The organism is Parageobacillus thermantarcticus, assembly GCF_900111865.1.
GTDB lineage: Bacteria > Bacillota > Bacilli > Bacillales > Anoxybacillaceae > Parageobacillus > Parageobacillus thermantarcticus.
Genome location: NZ_FOJS01000048.1, coordinates 1 through 17,110 on the forward strand (window position 1 = coordinate 1; position 17,110 = coordinate 17,110).

Below are 17,110 nucleotides of genomic sequence, written 5' to 3' on the forward strand. Positions count from 1 at the left end.
ATCGTCGCCTTGGTGAGCCGTTACCTCACCAACTAGCTAATGCGCCGCGGGCCCATCCGTAAGTGGCAGCCGAAGCCGCCTTTCAACCAAAGACCATGCGGTCTTCGGTGTTATCCGGTATTAGCTCCGGTTTCCCGGAGTTATCCCGGTCTTACGGGCAGGTTACCCACGTGTTACTCACCCGTCCGCCGCTAACCAAACAAGAGCAAGCTCCTGTTTGGTCCGCTCGACTTGCATGTATTAGGCACGCCGCCAGCGTTCGTCCTGAGCCAGGATCAAACTCTCCATAGAAAGTTAATTGGCTTATTCCCATAAGCTTCAGCGCCGACACCACAAGGCGCCAGTCGCCTCCACTTTTCTGATTGTCTAGTTTCGGCTCCTAGCCCCTCGGGACGCTTCGGTCTCGCTGTGGCGGCAACAGCCTCCTCGCGAGCCCTCCAGCGCCTGTCGGGGCTAATCAGTCGCCTCCACTTTTCTATGTGGACGCTTCGTTTTGTTCAGTTTTCAAAGAACATGAAGAACACTCGCTGATCCAAACAGCTCTTTGATGATATCATAACATTTTTTAATTGTCAACTAAACTTTTCCGTTATTAAAACTTTTTATTAGCGACGCTATTTAATATAACATCTCACTCTAAAAAATGCAACTATTTTTTTGTTCTTTTTCGTTTAAATATGCTACCATCGCTACATCTTTTTCACATCAAGAAAATCAACGTAAGAACCAAGACCGAAAACCTCTTGAACTATTTACACTACTATAAAAAGGCATAAAAAACTCACAGAATAACGAATACACATATCACATACATATAAATTAAACATCCTTATTTTTATCGATGTGGTTCCATAAAAGAAAAGCATCACGACTCGATCTACTCCATAAATAAACTCCATCTCTCCTTTCAATCATTAAATTATTAATAACTTTTTTGAGGAGGAAAACATGATTCAAATTCAACAAACGATGGTGAATAACGACTTCCTTGCGCATTCTTCTCTTTCGAAAAAACAAGAAAAAATATTTGAAGCATTACTAAAATCACCAAAAACTTACGTATATAAAAACAAACATCAGCTTTTATTCGAAATTATCTTGCGCGATCGCATTATCGATGCAGCGATCTTACTCGCAAAAAGCAAAGCAAGGTTTACCATTTTTCGCCTTTCGAAATGCAATGAGCAATTTTGGACAAAAAATGAGCTAGGAGGTTTTCAATTAAAAAAAGGCATACTTCCTTCGGACGCGGTAAATGATATTTTCATAAACAGCCAGTTGTATGCCTTTGAATGCGCTACCGCCATTGTTATCGTGTTTTATAAAGCGGTATTAGATGTCATTGATAAACAAAAATTTAACACATTGTTTTCCAATCTCTTATTATACGACTGGCATGTCGATGAAGACTTAGGGATTAAAACGAAAAAGGGAGAAGATTATCTTCCAGGCGACTGTCTTTATTTTAAAAATCCTGAATTCGATCCGCAAACGCCGCAATGGCAAGGCGAAAATACAATCTATTTAGGAAGCGGCCTTCATTACGGACATGGAATTGGAATTAAAACGAAAGAAGAGATCATTGACGTTTTAAACAAAAAAAGAAGGAGATACGCTACAAAGTCAGCCTACTTGCTTCCACAAACAACAAGAGTCAATTTTGTTTATTTATCTCAGTTTGCCAACAGTTTAGAAAATTATCGGCTTCCCCTCAACAAGCAATATTTTATTACCGGGACGCTCGGGTCAGCTACTTTCTTGCACTGGTAGCGACCCTTTTCGATTTTCTCCCCACAAATATGTTCCGATTCCTGTTAAAATGAAAATACCCCCTACCAATTGGGATGGTTGAACGACCTCTCCAAGCAAAAAGTAAGCTAATATCGCCGCACCGACCGGTTCAAATAAAATGCTCATCGAAACGGTCGCAGCACTCACCCATTTTACTGACCAATTCATAAGCGAATGTCCAAGCAACGTCGGCACAATTGCGAGCAAAATAAAACAAAGCCAATCTATTTTTCTATATGAAAATAACGGAAAGCGAAAGGCAAGCACATAAAGAAGAAGCGTGAAAGTGCTAATTCCATACACAATATATGTATATGTCATTAATGACAGACGTTTTCTCAACTCTTGACCAAACAGCCAATACCCTGTTACCATTGCACATGCGAAAAGCGCCAGCGCATCACCAAATAGCGCTTTGCCGCTAACTTGGAAATCTCCCCAGCTAATAATTACACTGCCAACAATGGCTAGCAACGCGCTAAAAAACGCTCCTGCTGTCAATTTTTCTTTAAAAAAAACATATCCGCCAACAAACGCAAACAACGGCTGTAATGTTACAAGCACAACCGAGCTAGTGACAGAAGTAAAGTTCAACGACTCAAACCAAAAAATAAAATGAAACGCTAATAAAACGCCGGAGAGGATGGAAAATATCCAATCTCGCTTCGAGATCGCTTGCAATTCTCGAATATATTTAACTTTCACAAAAAATGGAGTCATGAATAGTACGGTAAAAAACAATCGATAAAACGCAATGATTGAAGCAGGAGCATGCACCAATTTTACAAGAATGGCGGAAGTAGAGACAGAAAGCGCTCCAATAAACAGCGCTAAATACGGCTTCAATAAATTCGACGATTTCATTGTCCATCCCCTTATAAACGTTTTATCATGATTATACCACTTATAAATAAAGAGGTGATTACATATGAACTTCGATCCTTTTATCAAGCTAGGCATATCGGCTATATTAGGCTTAATTATCGGGCTGGAAAGAGAATTAAAACGCAAACCCGTTGGTTTAAAGACATGTCTAGTCATTTCCATTTCCAGTTGCTTGTTAACGATTGTATCGATTGAATCCGCTTATGTATTTCCTTCAAAAGACCATATTACGATGGATCCACTCCGCCTTGCCGCGCAAATTGTATCAGGAGTCGGCTTTTTAGGCGCAGGAGTCATTTTACGGCGCGGTAACGATAGTATTTCTGGGCTGACAACAGCTGCGATCATTTGGGGAGCGGCTGGCATTGGCATCGCAGTCGGCGCCGGATTCTATTGGGAATCCGCGTTTGGCGTTGTTTTATTAATCGTAAGTGTTGAACTAATTCCTGTTTTAATGAGCATTTTTGGACCAAAACAGTTGCGAGAAAAAGAAATTCTTTTACAAATCACCATTGAGGATGAAAAAAATATTGCCGAGGTAATTGACAAAATTAAAGCGCAAAATATTGACATTAAGACGATGCGTATTAAAGATTTAGACGACCACCATCACTTAATTAAACTAAAAGCGGCTGTGGACCAAAAGCGTGCCGCTGCCGACGTCTACTATGCCATTCGCTCCATCGATTCGATCATTAATATTGATATTGAAAGCGCCTGATCCCCCTCGTCCCTTAAATAAAAATCAGATAAAAATATATTGCATTTCAAAAAAGTCGTATATATAATAAAAACGGACGGAAACGACACATTAAAATGGGGCATTAGCTCAGTTGGGAGAGCGTCGTGCTGGCAGCGCGAAGGTCACCGGTTCGAACCCGGTATGCTCCATTGGAAAAACCCTTGCTACGCAAGGGTTTTTAGTTGTTTTATGGAGTTATTGACAAACTCATTTTTCTGGATTGAAAATGTCTATAATCACGAATCCTTTTAAAAAAAACTTGAGCCCATATGAATTGCAAAACCCAGAACTGATTAATATTATTACTTATTACCTACCTAACGTATTTATAACGTTACGCACAGAAAAAATTTTTTAGAATTAAAAAATTATTCTTGAACAATTATCGCCTCAAATCCTGCAGCTTCTGCTTTTTCTGCTAGTTGTTCTGCGTTTTTAAGATTGGCGAATGCACCAATTTGCACCTTATATAATCCATCCTTATAGCTTACGTATGCATCGAATCCCTTTATTTTTGCTTCTGCAGCTAAATTATCTGCATTTGCTTTCACGCTAAAAGCGCCAATCTGCACTTTATAGAGTGTTCCTCCGCTTTTTTTCGGCAATCCAAAAGACCGAGCGATACCATTGACGTGACCGCGAGCAATGTTTTCAATAAATGAACTGCTTTTTAGTTTAGCCGCATCGTTTGCATTATCAATAAAACCGTTTTCCGTTAGAACTGCAGGCATGTTGGTTTCCCTTAAAACATGAAAGTTTGCTTGCTTCATTCCACGGTCAAAAAAATCCACTAACTTTATGATCTGTTCGTGAATATTTTTTTGGTAGATTGTCGTTGGGACCCCGACACCTAGGTAAACGTAATCTTCATATCCAGTTCCTCCGCCGGAGTTAATGTGGACGGAAAGGTAAAAGTCAGCTCCCCACGCATTGGCTGCATTCGTTCGTTCTGTTAAACTGACCGTTTGATCACCAGTGCGGCTCATTCGAATCGAAACGTTATTATATTCAGCTAACAGAATATCTCGAATCCGCGTAGCGATTTGTAGTGTTACATTCTTTTCCTGCAATCCATTTCCAATCGCTCCAGGATCTGTCCCGCCATGTCCTGGATCAATAAAGATTTTTACCATTTTTCCTCACCTCAATAATATAATTTATGTTTTTTCGCTGGACGTGCCTGTATAAAAACCCTTTTATGTTATAATGTAAAATTCGTAGTTCAATACCAAAACAAGGATTGATTGATAGTTCATTAACCATTCTTATCATGGGGCATTTTTTCTCTTGCACAAAATTTTGCATCCTGCCGCGCACGTTGAACGGCCCTACGAAGGACATCGAATTCAGTTATGCTCGCCAGAAAAATCCTTGCGTAGCAAGGGTTTTTCTTTTTTGATTATACTTAGATGAAGAAAGCAACAATCATCATACATATTAATGGAACAATATCTCACGCTATTCACTTAAGGAGGACGGAAGCATGAAGAAATTCGTTAGCGCGCTAGTCATCATTGTGTTCACAGCGATTTTTCCGGGCGATAGTTTTGCACATCCCGGTACACTCGACGAGCTTGGCGGGCATTTCCGCAACGCAGATTGCGTGTATTTACTGCACGAACCAACGTCGATTGCGATGCAAGCGAAAAACAAGACGGAGCTCGCCCAACTAATAAAAAAACACAACAGCAATTCTAAATGTGTGCAACAGTTGACAGTGGATAAAATTGATTTGCAAGGACATACGCTAGGCGGAACAGCTTCTCCTGCCGCGTCTTCTTCGAAACAATCATCTTCATTGCAATTAGGCAAAAAATATCCTGCAAAACTGGTGACGTGCATTGACGGGGATACGGCGCGGTTTATTGTCAATGGTCGAGAATACACGACCCGCTTTCTTTTCATTGATACTCCTGAAAGTACGATACAAATCGAACCATATGGAAAAGAAGCAAGCCGATTTACTTGTTCCCGATTAAGCCGTGGAAACATTACGCTAGAAACAGATGGCAACACGCTTTTTGACAAATATCACCGATTGTTAGCATGGGTTTGGGTAGGAGACAAACTGCTGCAGGAAGAAATTGCGAAAGCGGGGTTAGTGGAAGATTTTTATGATTACGGAGACTATAAATACGAAGGCCGGATTCGCGCAGCAATGGATGAAGCGAAACAATCCGGCGCAGGAATGTACGAGGCATCATCATCGAAAACGAATTCGGCCAATCATCAAACAACGATAAACGAAAAAAATAAAACAGAAAGCGAAGAATCAGCGGCTAAGTCACTTGATAATGAACAAAAAAAACAGCAAGCCGAGACAAACAATCAATCAGTTCAGAAAACAAACGAAAAGGAAACTTCCGATTCCAACACGAAACACCCTATCTTTTACTTGCTTGCACTGGCGTTTATCGTTGCTTTTTTCTTCTTTTTCAAATGGAAATAAACTTATAATGCGTTTCCCGTCGCTGGCGTCCACAGACAAAAATGGCCAATGATTCGCTTTGTCCATATTATCGATCCATGCTTAAAATATTTAAAAGAGCTGATCCCAAAAAACGTTTTTGGATCAGCTCCTTTCCTCATTTTACTGCTCTGGCAATAGCTCCTCGAGCGTCGAAGAATCGGGCGATAACGCGGCAGACGCAGGAGAAGCCCCATTTATCCGCTGAAACCCGTATTTTTCTAAATATTGTATTTGTTCTTCCGTTAATGCATTATAAGCAATCACAGAAGGTGTCCCTGATGATTTGTAAATTAAATTGCCTGTTACCGGACATTGAAACGCGTCAGCGACAAACCCTTCCCCGTCTTGAATCGTAAATAAACGAACCGGCATCACGTTCATTATACTCCCTCTTTCTATCGATGTTGTTCTTTTATTACAATTATCCAATCCTCCGCGTTCTATACAATTCTTTTGCCAACAATAAGCAAATCCCGCTCGATCCCATCTAGCTCCGCAACTTTTGGAAGATGTCCCCATGTTTCAAAGCCAAAGCGCGCAAAAAGGCGCAAACTAGGCTCATTATGCGCAAAAATAAACCCTAAAAGTGTTTTTATGTCCAAGTTAGGCGCTTCTTCAATCGCTTTTTGCAGAAGTTGTTTGCCGATTCCTTTTCCCCGATACGCTTCGGAAATATAAATGCTGATTTCCGCCGTGTGGCAATATGCCGGCCGCCCATAAAACGATTGGAAACTAAGCCACGCGCGCACACGGCCGTCCAACTCTACAACCCAAAGCGGGCGCGTATGCGGGTCATGCTCGAAAAACCACGCTTTCTTGCTCTCAACGGTCACTGGTTCAAGGTCTGCCGTCACCATTCTTGTCGGAATCGTTTCGTTATATATTTGAACGATTGCTGGCAAATCATCTATCGTTGCGTTTCGAATCATCGTATCTCCACCTTTTCACAATGTGCATTTTTTACCGAAACAATATAAAGAGGAGTATAATCGATTACGTACATTACTTCCTACGGGAAAGGGGATTTGTTATGAGTCGCACTGCCATCGTTTATCTCGTCTCTCTCGCCGCGTTTCTCGGCCCATTTACGCAGACGATTTACACCCCTATTTTACCAGAAGTAACAAAGGATTTTGGAACTTCTTCTTTTTTAGTGAATTTAACGATTTCGATTTTTACTTTTTTCTTGGCGCTTATGCAAATGGTATACGGGCCTTTAACGGATACAAAAGGGCGGCGCAACGTGTTGCTCGTCGGAGTTTCCCTTTACATAGCAGCATCGCTTGGCTGCTTTTTTGCCAACTCCATTTACGTCCTTCTAGTCTTTCGGGCTTTGCAAGCGATCGGAATCGCCGCTGGGTCGGTAGTTGCTGCTACCGTCATCGGGGATTTATTCGAGGGGAAAGCACGTGGAAAAGCGATGGGCACTTTCCAAATGATGGTTTCTCTCGGCCCGGTTGTCGGTCCGATCATCGGCGGGTTTCTTGGCGGCAGGTTTAACTTCCATTCCGTATTTCTCGCTCTCGTTTTGGCAGGATTGCTCGTATGGATCGGAAACTTTATTTTTCTTCAAGAAACAAAGCCGGAAAAACAATCGGCAAAATCATTCCGGCTGCGCGATTTTACAACTATCCTTCGTCACCGAACGGGTTCATCGATTATTTTATTAGGATTTATTCAATATTATGCTATGTATAACTTTCTCGTTTTTCTTCCCGGTATTTTAACCGAACGCTACGGTTTATCCGCAGAAGAAAAGGGAATGGCTTATTTGGCGATGTCATGCATGATCGTCGTCGGAAGTTTTATTGGGGGGCGCATTCAAGGACATTGGGAAGATCGCTATATCATTTTAGCGACATCATATTTAAATGTCGCGTCCATTTTGTTGTTTCTGATTGTTTCGCATATTTCGATTCCATTGTTGCTTATATCTATTATGCTATTTGGCCTGTTTTTAGGAACATCCTTGCCGGTGCAGACGACTTTGTTAACGTACGTGTTCCAAGCGAACCGTTCTACCGCCATCGGAGTATATAACTTTTTCCGCTACATGGGAATGGCATTTGGACCAATGGTTGGAAGTTTGCTATTCTCGTTAGGCGGAGATACTCTCGTATACGGATTCGCCGATCTCGTCTTCTTTTGCTTCTCTCTTTTGTTAACCGCGCGTGTCATGCGCATGAATCAGCACACCTTTTCCGCATAACAAGGCTACTTCAACGCAGAAGTAGCCCCTTTTTTCCCTGTCATCGCTTCCAGTAGAATTGACAGCAGCGTGCCAACGATCAATCCGTTGCTCATTACCGAGGCGATCACCGGCGGCAAGGAGGCAAACGCTTCAGAAGGCACAAACATCATTCCGATTCCTGTGAATAACGGCAAACATACTTGTTCCGCCCGCTTTCTCCAGCCGCCGTTTTGCCCTAACTCTTTCAATCCGAGCGTAATCATTCCGGCAAACATCGGGAAAATAGCGGCATATCCTACCGCAGCGGGCATGGCGGTAAACAAGGCTACCGCCGGCATAAACAAACTCATTATCATAATGAGAACGCAAGCGATGACAAAAGGAATCCGCTTCGTAATTTTGCTTGTTGCAATAAACGCTGCCGCTCCGGATATCGGAACGGAACCGATCGCCGCCAGCAGTCCGCTAATAATATGGCTGATTCCCATCATGAAACCAGCTCGTTTCGGAGAAAGATTCCCGACGTTTTCTTTTTCTGCTTTCATGACGCTTTCCACTACTTTCATGCTTGCTAACATATTCGTCAAAAGCAAAAGCGTGACAAAAAAAGCAGTAGGAACAATTCCCCATTCCCAACGCGGCGGCCCAAACGCAAACCATTTAGGAAATTCAAACCATTTTTCCGGCCAATGAACGGAAGGAGCGAAGCCAAACAATCGAAACAATATCCAACCGATGATCATGCTGACAATAATGTTAAACTGCCGCAAAACGGGATGATTGGCCATCCATAGCGATAAAAAAATCACGATCGTCGATAGCGCCGCGACAACGATAGAAACTTTCCCCGTCTCATCCACGCCAAGCAAGCCTTTTAAAAACGATCCGCTTAGCTGAGCCGCAAGAAGAAGCAAATACGTTCCGGTTACCGTCGGAGTGAACAGACGGGCGAGCCGATCTACAATTCCAAGCAAACTCAATAAAATAAACATCATTCCGCTAATAATGAGCGAACTTTCCAGGACGCGGAGCGTTTCCGCATGGGAGCCGTATAAAGCGACTCCCAAACTGGCATATAAAATAAAAATCCCCCACCAAATTCCAGCAGGTCCTTCATTGATCGGAAGACGATGACCGAAAGCGATTTGCAACAATCCAGCGACCGCTAACACAAAAAATGTCCGCGCAATAAACGCCATCGCATTCCCCGTCTCAAGCTGGTACATAGAGGCTACCGTCACCGGCACGACGATGCTTCCCGATATAATGAATAAAAACCATTGTAGAGAGGAAACAACTTGCTTCACGGGCTATAACCCTTTCCATATAGAATAGTATTCTCCTAAGGAAAAGGATAACATAATTGCCACATCGATTAGAAAACATTTTGCCTACAAGCAGCCACAGCGCTTGTTTGCTTACAAACTTCGAACACTGGAAAATCAATGGCAAATTTGATACAGCCGGCACTTGAGCCATCTTCTCAAATCAAATTCATCCCGCTAGCGACCGTATTCGTCCTCTCTATACACTTCTTTTCTTTTATTTGCATTTACATCATATCTGCCTCTACTCTACTATTCCACATATTTGCGATACGATGTCGGTTTCTCAGAAACGAAAAACAAAAACGCCTGCAAAACGGCGTTTTTCCATTATGTTCTCTATTGTTTCTCTGTGAGCTCCTCTACAGGCACTTCCCGCTGTTCGTGAAGCTGCCCATCGCGCAAATGGACGGTAGCTGTTTCTTTTTTCTCATCATAACCATCAATCCAAACAGATACTCCATTATAATAAACCGGAATATCTGCAGGAGATGAAACAATTTGTTTTACACGATTCATATCCATGTAAACATCCCTCTCCTTTGTCGTATTTATCATGATGTAGTATGAAACGGAAAAGAATTTTTATGCAAAAAATAGGCAAAAATGCAAATAATAGCTTCGCAAAACAGCCTATATTGGAGGGGTCAAGTCCTGATTATTGTGTAAAATTTTGCTCTTGGTCTAGCGAATGTAAGTATTGGGAAAATCAAACTGCTTTTTGCTGTTTCTTTTTAAAATTTCGGATTTAATCTATTGGAGGAAACCGATGAAAAATTGGGATGTGTTCATATCGTATTTGCGTCTCCCTGTTTTTGTGCGGTTGCTTATAGTTGGAACGATCATGATCGTCTTTTTCGGAGCATTGATTCATCTCGTTGAACCAACAACGTTCCGGCACGTATTCGACGGCATATGGTGGGCAATCGTTACAACCGCTACAATCGGCTATGGCGATATCGTGCCGAAAACATTTGCCGGAAAAATCGTTGCCATTTTACTCATCTTGCTAGGAACGGGAGTAATTACGACTTATTTCGCTTCATTATCAGCGGCGGCCGTCGCCAAAGAGTCATCGCTATCAAACGGGCAGTTGCGTTACATGCAAAAAGGGCATATCATCATTGTCGGATGGAACGAACGGGCTCGCGAAGTAATTGCAAAACTAGCGGAATATGATCCGCCTGTTCGATGTGTGATAATTGATGCTACTTTAACCGAACTTCCGGTTCCTTACAAAAATGTTCATTTTATAAAAGGAAATTCTAGCTACGACGATGTGCTTCATAAAGCGAACGTCACCGAAGCACACATGATTTTGATTACGGCCAATCAGCATAAAAACGAAGCAGATGCAGACAAAGACTCCATTTTAACGTTGTTGGCTGTCAAAGGCATTCATCCATCCATATACGCGATTGTAGAAATATTAACAGAACAGAACGTCAATAACGCGAAACGAGCCGGTGCTGATGAAGTGATTCAAACGAATTTGCTAGCAAGCTTCACGATGGCGAACAGCCTTCAATCGCCGGGCGCATCAAAAGCGATCATAGAATTGCTCCATCAGCTTCACGACAAAAAACTGCAGCTGATCGCTGCGGAAGAACCATTTGTCGGAAAAACGTTTTTGGAAAGCAGCGAAATGTTATTAGACAAACAAATGATTTTAATCGGCATAATGAGAGGCGAAGAAGGATATATGAATCCTTCTCCGCATTTTTTAATCGAAAAGGGAGACCGTCTGTTCGTGATCATGCCTTAATCGAGCAGGCGGCTTTCTAAATCTTTGACGAGTGCTTTGCCAACATTAATATATTTTTCCGAAAACGCCGCATCGGGATCCTGCGGCTCCGAAAACTGATTAAAAGCCGCGCCAAAATTCCCCACATCAGCATGATCATCCACTCCGCTTTGATACTTGTGCGACAATAAAAACGGTCTGCCGAGCTTGACAGTCGTTCCATGGGAATCAAGCTGCCCGTCGATTGCTTCGAACGGAACGCGCAAAAATTGATATCCTGCTTCATCAGCCATTTTATAATCAAATGAACCATGATCATAATCCCAATTCCCGCCAATGGTATAACCAAGCGGTTTTAACAACTGCTCCAATTGAAATAGAGGAAACGTTTTCCCTTCTAATCGCGACGGGATTTCAATCATCGCAAACAGCCTCCTTTTTTCACCTATGTTTCCCTATTTAGCGATCATTTAAATCAAATTCATTCTACTATTCATTTTGTAAAATATTGTATTTTTACTTATCCCTTTATAAAATAATGTTCCACATGTTCAATATCGCCGACCTCCAATCGTACAAATTAAAAAAGTTCCAAAATATAAAAAAATAAGGACTTCCTACCGACACTCCTCCTATTAAGGAAGTCCTTGTTCATATGCTTCATTATTTTTAAGCAAAAAATGCTATAACACACTTATGAAATATTCCTTTCATCAGTTAATTCCTTTATGATTCTAAAATGATAGGTTTTCGCACATTTCTACGAAACGATATTTTTTGTACAACTGCCCGGCGCAGCTTCTTCTTTGCATCTTTCATCTATTTAGATCCCCCTGTTCCGCAATCAAAAAACACAATGTCAGATGGCAAAAATCTTCTTTGAATATCATTCACGGAAACATAAATGCGCCTTGTCACGCTATAGACTGAAAGAAACGGTCAGGCCATTCCATTTTAGGATGGAAATTGTAGCGCAAGCATTCTGTAAATATTACGGCATTTACCCATCTGGTTTTATACATAAGCGGTTTTTTATTCAGCCATTCTAATGGATCTACCTCGACTGAAAAATCGGTATATTCCTCAAAAGTGCCTTCAAACCCTTTAGGCCAAAATCTCTTTAAAGGATGGGAAGGTACACGGCCTCCATTTTTTACATGTTCATAAGTTTCTTTAAGCCAATGAAGCAATGTAACGCCTGTTAGTGGCTCTTTCATGTTTTCCCATCCACAAAGAAGCGAACCATGCTTTCCCCATTCAATTCTAATAATGGCTCTCTGCTGATTACTATGTGCTTCTTTCACAGCATCTTCCGACTTTAAAACACGGGAGTGAAACCAGCACATAACATTGGTCACGACTTCTGTTTTCTGATCATATTCGATCCAAATCTCTTCATGATCGCACGGTTCATAATCATCAGGAAAATCATAGTCATCTTCCCAAAACAGATGATAGCCGATTATAGGCTTAGTCGGATGATGTACTGCAACAACGTCTTTTAGCGGAAAACATTCTTTTGGGTTCACCAACAATATTGGACAAAATTTTTGAATCAGCCGTTCTTCCGTTTCAGTAAGCGGGAGCAGCGGATCCATCTCCAATACTTTACGATACTGTTCTCCTGCTTGGCGTACATGACCATCTAAATGTAAGAACTCTGCCAGCTGTGACACATAACTAACATTATTAGGATCTGCCTTGATTAAAAACTCCAGCTGAGAAATCGCCAATTGATAAAAATCAGCACCAGAAATCCTTTCCCCCTTAACTAACTCTGTGATTTCTCCATTTCTTTTCTTCCATTCATATAAAAACGTAGCTATCAAATGAATACCCCCTAAAATTCCTTAAGATAAATGCAACTTAATATTTCGTCTTTTGCATTCTTTATCAAAAGATTTTTCGACTGACCAAGACAAGTCGATGATTTACCTTCCGTCACGCATAAGCGTGACAGATGACCGAACAATACCGTAGCAGAAAAATAACATTGTTCGTATAAAAACGGGTTGTTGTTCGGTCACCGACAGTCGAAAAAAATGGGTTACAAGAAGTAGAATTTTTAAGTTTAACTTATATATTGCTGATCCCTTAACTCCACTAGTGTGCTTACTTCATTGCTCGTAATGGAATGGACGCCCATCCCTAAAAATCTTTCCATTGCATGAGAATCATCGATTGTCCATACTAAAACAGGAAGACAGCGAAACATAGCATAATCGATTAATTCTTCCCGACATAAATGATAATTGATGTTTATCCCACAGCACGAGGCAGCAATAGCATCCTGGCAAGTTTCTTTGATAAACGACTCATAATCCCCCTTATAAGTTTCATACAGTCTCACACTTGCATTTAACAAAACTTGATACGGACGGTGACGTTTCTTCAACTGAAACGCTCTTTCCTTGTCGCAGCCGGTTATGATCGTATAATCCCTCATATTATGCTTTTCAACTATTTCAATCATTGGATCAATAGCTTTATCTTCTTTTACGTCCAGATTAATTACCCGGTGATATTCTTTGACAATCGGCAAAACCTCCTCCAGCCGAATGATCTCGTTACATTTGGCCAGATGCTTCAGTTCCTCAAACAATAAATCTTGAACCCGTCTCATTCCCCTTGGAGTCATGACTTCTTCATCGTGCAAAAGAATAACCACCCCATCCTTTGTAGACCGAATATCCACTTCAATGATATCTGCTCCCGCCTTTAATCCTTCCAATACAGAATGAATGGAATTAGGCGGTGTATTCATACAGCCGGCATGAGCAGTAATTAACGTTTTTTTCAAAATTATCACACCCATTTTTTCATAGTTTGATTGTTTTCATTAATTCATCGTGGATTTTTCCATTGGAAGCGATAAGGGAATCATGAAAAAGTTGATAAGGATTCCCATCTTTATCCGTGACCCGTCCCCCGGCTTCTGCCAAAACTAAAATCCCTGCAGCTGTATCCCACGGATTAAGACCTTCATGCCAAAATCCAGTAATCTTTCCCGATGCAACCAAACATAAATCCAAACTTGCCGCACCGAACATGCGAATGTTGCGGCTCTTCCCTGCTAACTTATCGATTTGCTGAATGACCCGAGATCCTGATTGAAAATCACTGGCCTGAAACCCTGTTGCTACAACTGCTTCAGCCAATGTTGACTCTTCACCAACTCGGATAGGGCGTCCGTTCAAATAAGCCCCAAATGACTTTCTTGCCGCATAAAGATCGCCAGTGATCGGATTGAATACAACACCAATTATAGGTTTTCCGTCCTTTACGATTCCGAGTGAAACGGAGAAATGAGGAATGTTGTGAATGAAATTGGTCGTGCCATCAATCGGATCGATGATCCAGCCATAACCTGAATTATGATTTTTCAGCACTTCATATGCATTGTCCTGACCACAATTCTCCTCCGATAAAATCCAATGGTCAGGATAATCTTCTTGAATTTTTCCACGCAAAAAATCCTCACTCAACTTATCAACCTCAGTCACAAGATCGAAAGCATTCTTTTTTGGCTTAATTTTCCCTTTGTTTCCTAAGTGGTACTTGATCAATCGACCGGCTTGCAGTGCATATTCAATCGCTGCGTCATACAAAGCTTGTTCCGAATCCTGTTTCATTTTTATTGCCATTTTTTCTTTCATCCTTCATTCCTGACTATGAAACGAATATTCCTTGACTTGTCTTTGACTCTCATGTACATTTTTTAAATTTCTTCCTGTCACCGCATCAAATAAATGAATGGCTGAAATATCAGCTGATATTTCAATTTCACGGCCATATTCCATTTTAGTGTTTGGTTCAACAAAAAAGCGAACCTGTTCATTGCAGATTTTTACATTGACGATTTGTGAATGGCCGATCGGCTCAACCATATTTACTGTACCTTTAAAAAGAATATCTCCGCTGTTTCCCAATTTTAAATCGTGCGGACGAATTCCAACATTTACATCTGCTTCTCCACCATGAAAATTGAGGAACTCGCGATCTAATTCAATGGTCATGTTTTGTAAATGAAGCCGTCTGTTCGATAGTTTTCCTTTCAGAAAGTTCATCGGAGGCGTTCCTATGAACTGAGCGACAAAATAATCTTTTGGATACTTATATAATTCCATCGGCGTACTATACTGAATGATTTTCCCCTCTTTCATGACCGCTATACGGTCAGCCATCGTCATTGCTTCTTCCTGGTCATGGGTAACCAAAATGGTGGTGATGCCCAATTCTTTTTGGATGCGGGAAATTTCCTCTCTCATTTCAATTTTTAATCTGGCATCAAGATTGGACATCGGCTCATCCAATAACAGCACCTTTGGTTTTTTCACGATGGCCCGCGCCAAAGCAACACGCTGCTGCTGACCTCCAGATAATTCGCTTGGCTTTCGATCTAATAAATGCTCAAGCTGCACCATTTCAGCCACCTGTTTCGCACGCTTGATCCGTTCTTCTTTTGGAACTTTCTGTTGTTTCAATGGAAATGCGATATTATCTAAAACGGTCATATGCGGATATAAGGCATAACTTTGGAATACCATGCCGATATTTCGATCCTTTGGCTCTAAATCATTGACAAGCTGGTCTTCAAAATAAATTTCACCGCTGTCTGGTTTATAAATTCCAGCAATCATAAGCATCGTTGTAGACTTTCCGCAGCCGCTCGGTCCAAGGAGAGCAACAAACTCCCCGTCTTCAATTGTCAAACTCAAATTATCAATCGTATTCGTTTTTTTATTGAATGATTTACAAATATTTTTTAACTCGATTTTCATACTCTCTTCCCTCCTCCAACACTTACCTGCATCAATGATTTTTGCGTAAAAATGAAAAACAGTAAGACCGGCAACATATAAAATAGCGATACAGCACTTAATAGCCCGTAATTAACCAAATTTGGATCACTAATTAATCTTTGGAGATATGAGGACAAAGTGACATTTCCATCACTTAAAATAAACGTGTATAATAGCAAAAATTCAGACCAACCAGATAAAAACGAAAAGATGCTAACTGCGGCAATTCCAGGTTTAATCAACGGAAGCACAATGGTAAACCAAACCTTTAAACGGCTGCACCCATCAATCAATCCAGCCCACTCTACATCCCATGGCACATCATCAAAAAATCCTTTTACAATCCACGCTGTCATAGGAATTTGCAGAGCTGTTTTTACTAATACAACTCCAAAAAGGGAATCAAACAACCCCATAAAATTCAAAATATAATACACCGCAATGAGCAAAGCGATACTTGGAAAAGCATGCAATAGCAACGTAGTCTTCATTAATGCCTGACGTCCCGGAAATTCGATGCGAGCTAAAGCATATCCGGCCATGACGCCGATGATGACTTCCAAGATAGTAAGGGTGCCTGAAAAAACGAAGGAATTCCAAGTTGCCGTCCAGATACTTGGAAGCGAGCTTCCTCCATGCTCCACACTCGACCATAAAAACTGCCAGTTTTCTAATGTGAAATGAACAGGGATAAAACCGTATTTCATTTGTTCAAAAAAAGATCTTAACAAAAGCCACAAATACATTAAAATGACGGGCAGTGTAGTGACTCCTAACACGCCATAAGCAATGATGTAAGGAATGCGCTTCTTCCTTTTGGAAACAGGTGTAAGCACACGTTTTGTTTCCGCACGGTAACTGGTTGCTCCCATTTCAACAACCCCTCCCTCTAGAAATGTTGATATATCAAGGCTTTTCGGCCTCTCAGGGGTGTCAAAAAAATATTTTTCGACAAAATCCCTTACATCCTTTTTCAGTTTTGTGGATATCTTACAGAACCAGGGTGCGCTTCGCGGCCACGTCTGGATACATTTTCCTGACGTGGGGAAGCGTATTCGATGCACCCTTGGATCTCCGCATCGCTGATGAGGACGAACCCTCCCATGTCTCCGGGCGTCTTTGCGCCAACATTCCCTCGTTCGGTCTCGTCATCAGGCGGA

17 protein-coding genes, 1 tRNA gene and 1 rRNA gene are annotated in these 17,110 nt (G+C 41.4%); 6 read left to right on the forward strand and 13 right to left on the reverse strand.

Annotated features, from left to right (window positions below; translation table 11 throughout):
• Nucleotides 1-291 (reverse strand): 16S ribosomal RNA (locus BM278_RS15405); the annotation flags it as partial.
• 657 nt (nucleotides 292-948) lie between these two features.
• Between BM278_RS15405 and BM278_RS15410 the strand changes: the two genes are divergently transcribed.
• A complete protein-coding gene (locus BM278_RS15410; protein ID WP_090951472.1) occupies nucleotides 949-1,770 on the forward strand; it encodes a protein-glutamine gamma-glutamyltransferase in 822 nt (273 codons plus the stop codon).
• Here the strand turns inward: BM278_RS15410 and BM278_RS15415 are convergent.
• Nucleotides 1,747-2,655: a DMT family transporter gene (locus tag BM278_RS15415; protein ID WP_090951474.1), complete on the reverse strand. Its 909-nt coding sequence runs from the start codon at nucleotides 2,653-2,655 to the stop codon at nucleotides 1,747-1,749. The two genes, BM278_RS15410 and BM278_RS15415, sit on opposite strands and share 24 nt — an antisense overlap.
• A gap of 64 nt (nucleotides 2,656-2,719) precedes the next feature.
• Between BM278_RS15415 and BM278_RS15420 the strand changes: the two genes are divergently transcribed.
• Nucleotides 2,720-3,397 (forward strand): MgtC/SapB family protein, encoded by a 678-nt coding sequence (locus BM278_RS15420; protein WP_090951479.1) that lies wholly within the window; start codon nucleotides 2,720-2,722, stop codon nucleotides 3,395-3,397.
• Between the two features lie 97 nt (nucleotides 3,398-3,494).
• Nucleotides 3,495-3,567, forward strand: a tRNA-Ala gene (locus BM278_RS15425).
• 219 nt (nucleotides 3,568-3,786) lie between these two features.
• Here BM278_RS15425 and BM278_RS15430 read toward each other — a convergent pair.
• On the reverse strand, nucleotides 3,787-4,551 hold the full coding sequence (locus tag BM278_RS15430; protein ID WP_090951483.1) for an N-acetylmuramoyl-L-alanine amidase: 765 nt from the start codon (nucleotides 4,549-4,551) through the stop codon (nucleotides 3,787-3,789).
• Between the two features lie 350 nt (nucleotides 4,552-4,901).
• On the opposite strand from BM278_RS15430, the gene BM278_RS15435 reads away from it, so the two are divergent.
• Nucleotides 4,902-5,867, forward strand: coding sequence for a thermonuclease family protein (locus tag BM278_RS15435; protein ID WP_090951486.1), 966 nt, complete (start codon nucleotides 4,902-4,904; stop codon nucleotides 5,865-5,867).
• 141 nt (nucleotides 5,868-6,008) lie between these two features.
• Here BM278_RS15435 and BM278_RS15440 read toward each other — a convergent pair whose 3' ends face one another.
• Together BM278_RS15440 and BM278_RS15445 are read right to left on the reverse strand one after the other, a co-directional pair.
• Complete coding sequence (locus tag BM278_RS15440) at nucleotides 6,009-6,269, reverse strand: hypothetical protein (protein ID WP_090951489.1); 261 nt, start codon at nucleotides 6,267-6,269, stop codon at nucleotides 6,009-6,011.
• A 59-nt stretch (nucleotides 6,270-6,328) separates the two neighbouring features.
• Nucleotides 6,329-6,817 carry a GNAT family N-acetyltransferase gene (locus BM278_RS15445; protein WP_090951491.1) on the reverse strand — a complete coding sequence of 163 codons (489 nt, stop codon included), beginning with the start codon at nucleotides 6,815-6,817 and terminating at the stop codon, nucleotides 6,329-6,331.
• A gap of 101 nt (nucleotides 6,818-6,918) precedes the next feature.
• Here BM278_RS15445 and BM278_RS15450 point away from each other — a divergent pair, with 101 nt between their 5' ends.
• The gene (locus BM278_RS15450; RefSeq protein ID WP_090951494.1) at nucleotides 6,919-8,097 is read left to right on the forward strand and encodes an MFS transporter; all 1,179 of its coding nucleotides are present in this window, start codon (nucleotides 6,919-6,921) and stop codon (nucleotides 8,095-8,097) included.
• Between the two features lie 5 nt (nucleotides 8,098-8,102).
• Here BM278_RS15450 and BM278_RS15455 read toward each other — a convergent pair whose 3' ends face one another.
• Nucleotides 8,103-9,386, reverse strand: a complete 1,284-nt coding sequence (locus BM278_RS15455; protein WP_090951497.1) for a purine/pyrimidine permease — start codon at nucleotides 9,384-9,386, stop codon at nucleotides 8,103-8,105.
• A gap of 357 nt (nucleotides 9,387-9,743) precedes the next feature.
• Nucleotides 9,744-9,929: an H-type small acid-soluble spore protein gene (locus BM278_RS15460; RefSeq protein WP_090951501.1), complete on the reverse strand. Its 186-nt coding sequence runs from the start codon at nucleotides 9,927-9,929 to the stop codon at nucleotides 9,744-9,746.
• Between the two features lie 244 nt (nucleotides 9,930-10,173).
• Between BM278_RS15460 and BM278_RS15465 the strand changes: the two genes are divergently transcribed.
• Nucleotides 10,174-11,169, forward strand: coding sequence for a potassium channel family protein (locus tag BM278_RS15465; protein WP_090951504.1), 996 nt, complete (start codon nucleotides 10,174-10,176; stop codon nucleotides 11,167-11,169).
• Here BM278_RS15465 and BM278_RS15470 read toward each other — a convergent pair.
• The 6 genes from BM278_RS15470 to BM278_RS15495 all read right to left on the reverse strand — a co-directional run bounded on the left by BM278_RS15470 (nucleotide 11,166) and on the right by BM278_RS15495 (nucleotide 16,822).
• Nucleotides 11,166-11,570, reverse strand: coding sequence for a YugN-like family protein (locus BM278_RS15470; RefSeq protein ID WP_090951507.1), 405 nt, complete (start codon nucleotides 11,568-11,570; stop codon nucleotides 11,166-11,168). The two genes, BM278_RS15465 and BM278_RS15470, sit on opposite strands and share 4 nt — an antisense overlap.
• Before the next feature lie 492 nt (nucleotides 11,571-12,062).
• Complete coding sequence (locus BM278_RS15475; protein WP_013876323.1) at nucleotides 12,063-12,977, reverse strand: tetratricopeptide repeat protein; 915 nt, start codon at nucleotides 12,975-12,977, stop codon at nucleotides 12,063-12,065.
• A gap of 242 nt (nucleotides 12,978-13,219) precedes the next feature.
• Nucleotides 13,220-13,948, reverse strand: coding sequence for a glycerophosphodiester phosphodiesterase (locus BM278_RS15480; RefSeq protein WP_167359657.1), 729 nt, complete (start codon nucleotides 13,946-13,948; stop codon nucleotides 13,220-13,222).
• 19 nt (nucleotides 13,949-13,967) lie between these two features.
• The gene (locus tag BM278_RS15485; protein ID WP_013876321.1) at nucleotides 13,968-14,804 is read right to left on the reverse strand and encodes an inositol monophosphatase family protein; all 837 of its coding nucleotides are present in this window, start codon (nucleotides 14,802-14,804) and stop codon (nucleotides 13,968-13,970) included.
• A 3-nt stretch (nucleotides 14,805-14,807) separates the two neighbouring features.
• Nucleotides 14,808-15,929: an ABC transporter ATP-binding protein gene (locus BM278_RS15490; protein ID WP_013876320.1), complete on the reverse strand. Its 1,122-nt coding sequence runs from the start codon at nucleotides 15,927-15,929 to the stop codon at nucleotides 14,808-14,810.
• Nucleotides 15,926-16,822 (reverse strand): carbohydrate ABC transporter permease, encoded by an 897-nt coding sequence (locus BM278_RS15495; RefSeq protein WP_013876319.1) that lies wholly within the window; start codon nucleotides 16,820-16,822, stop codon nucleotides 15,926-15,928. Before BM278_RS15495 ends, BM278_RS15490 begins: the two co-directional genes overlap by 4 nt.
• Nucleotides 16,823-17,110: the final 288 nt, after the last annotated feature.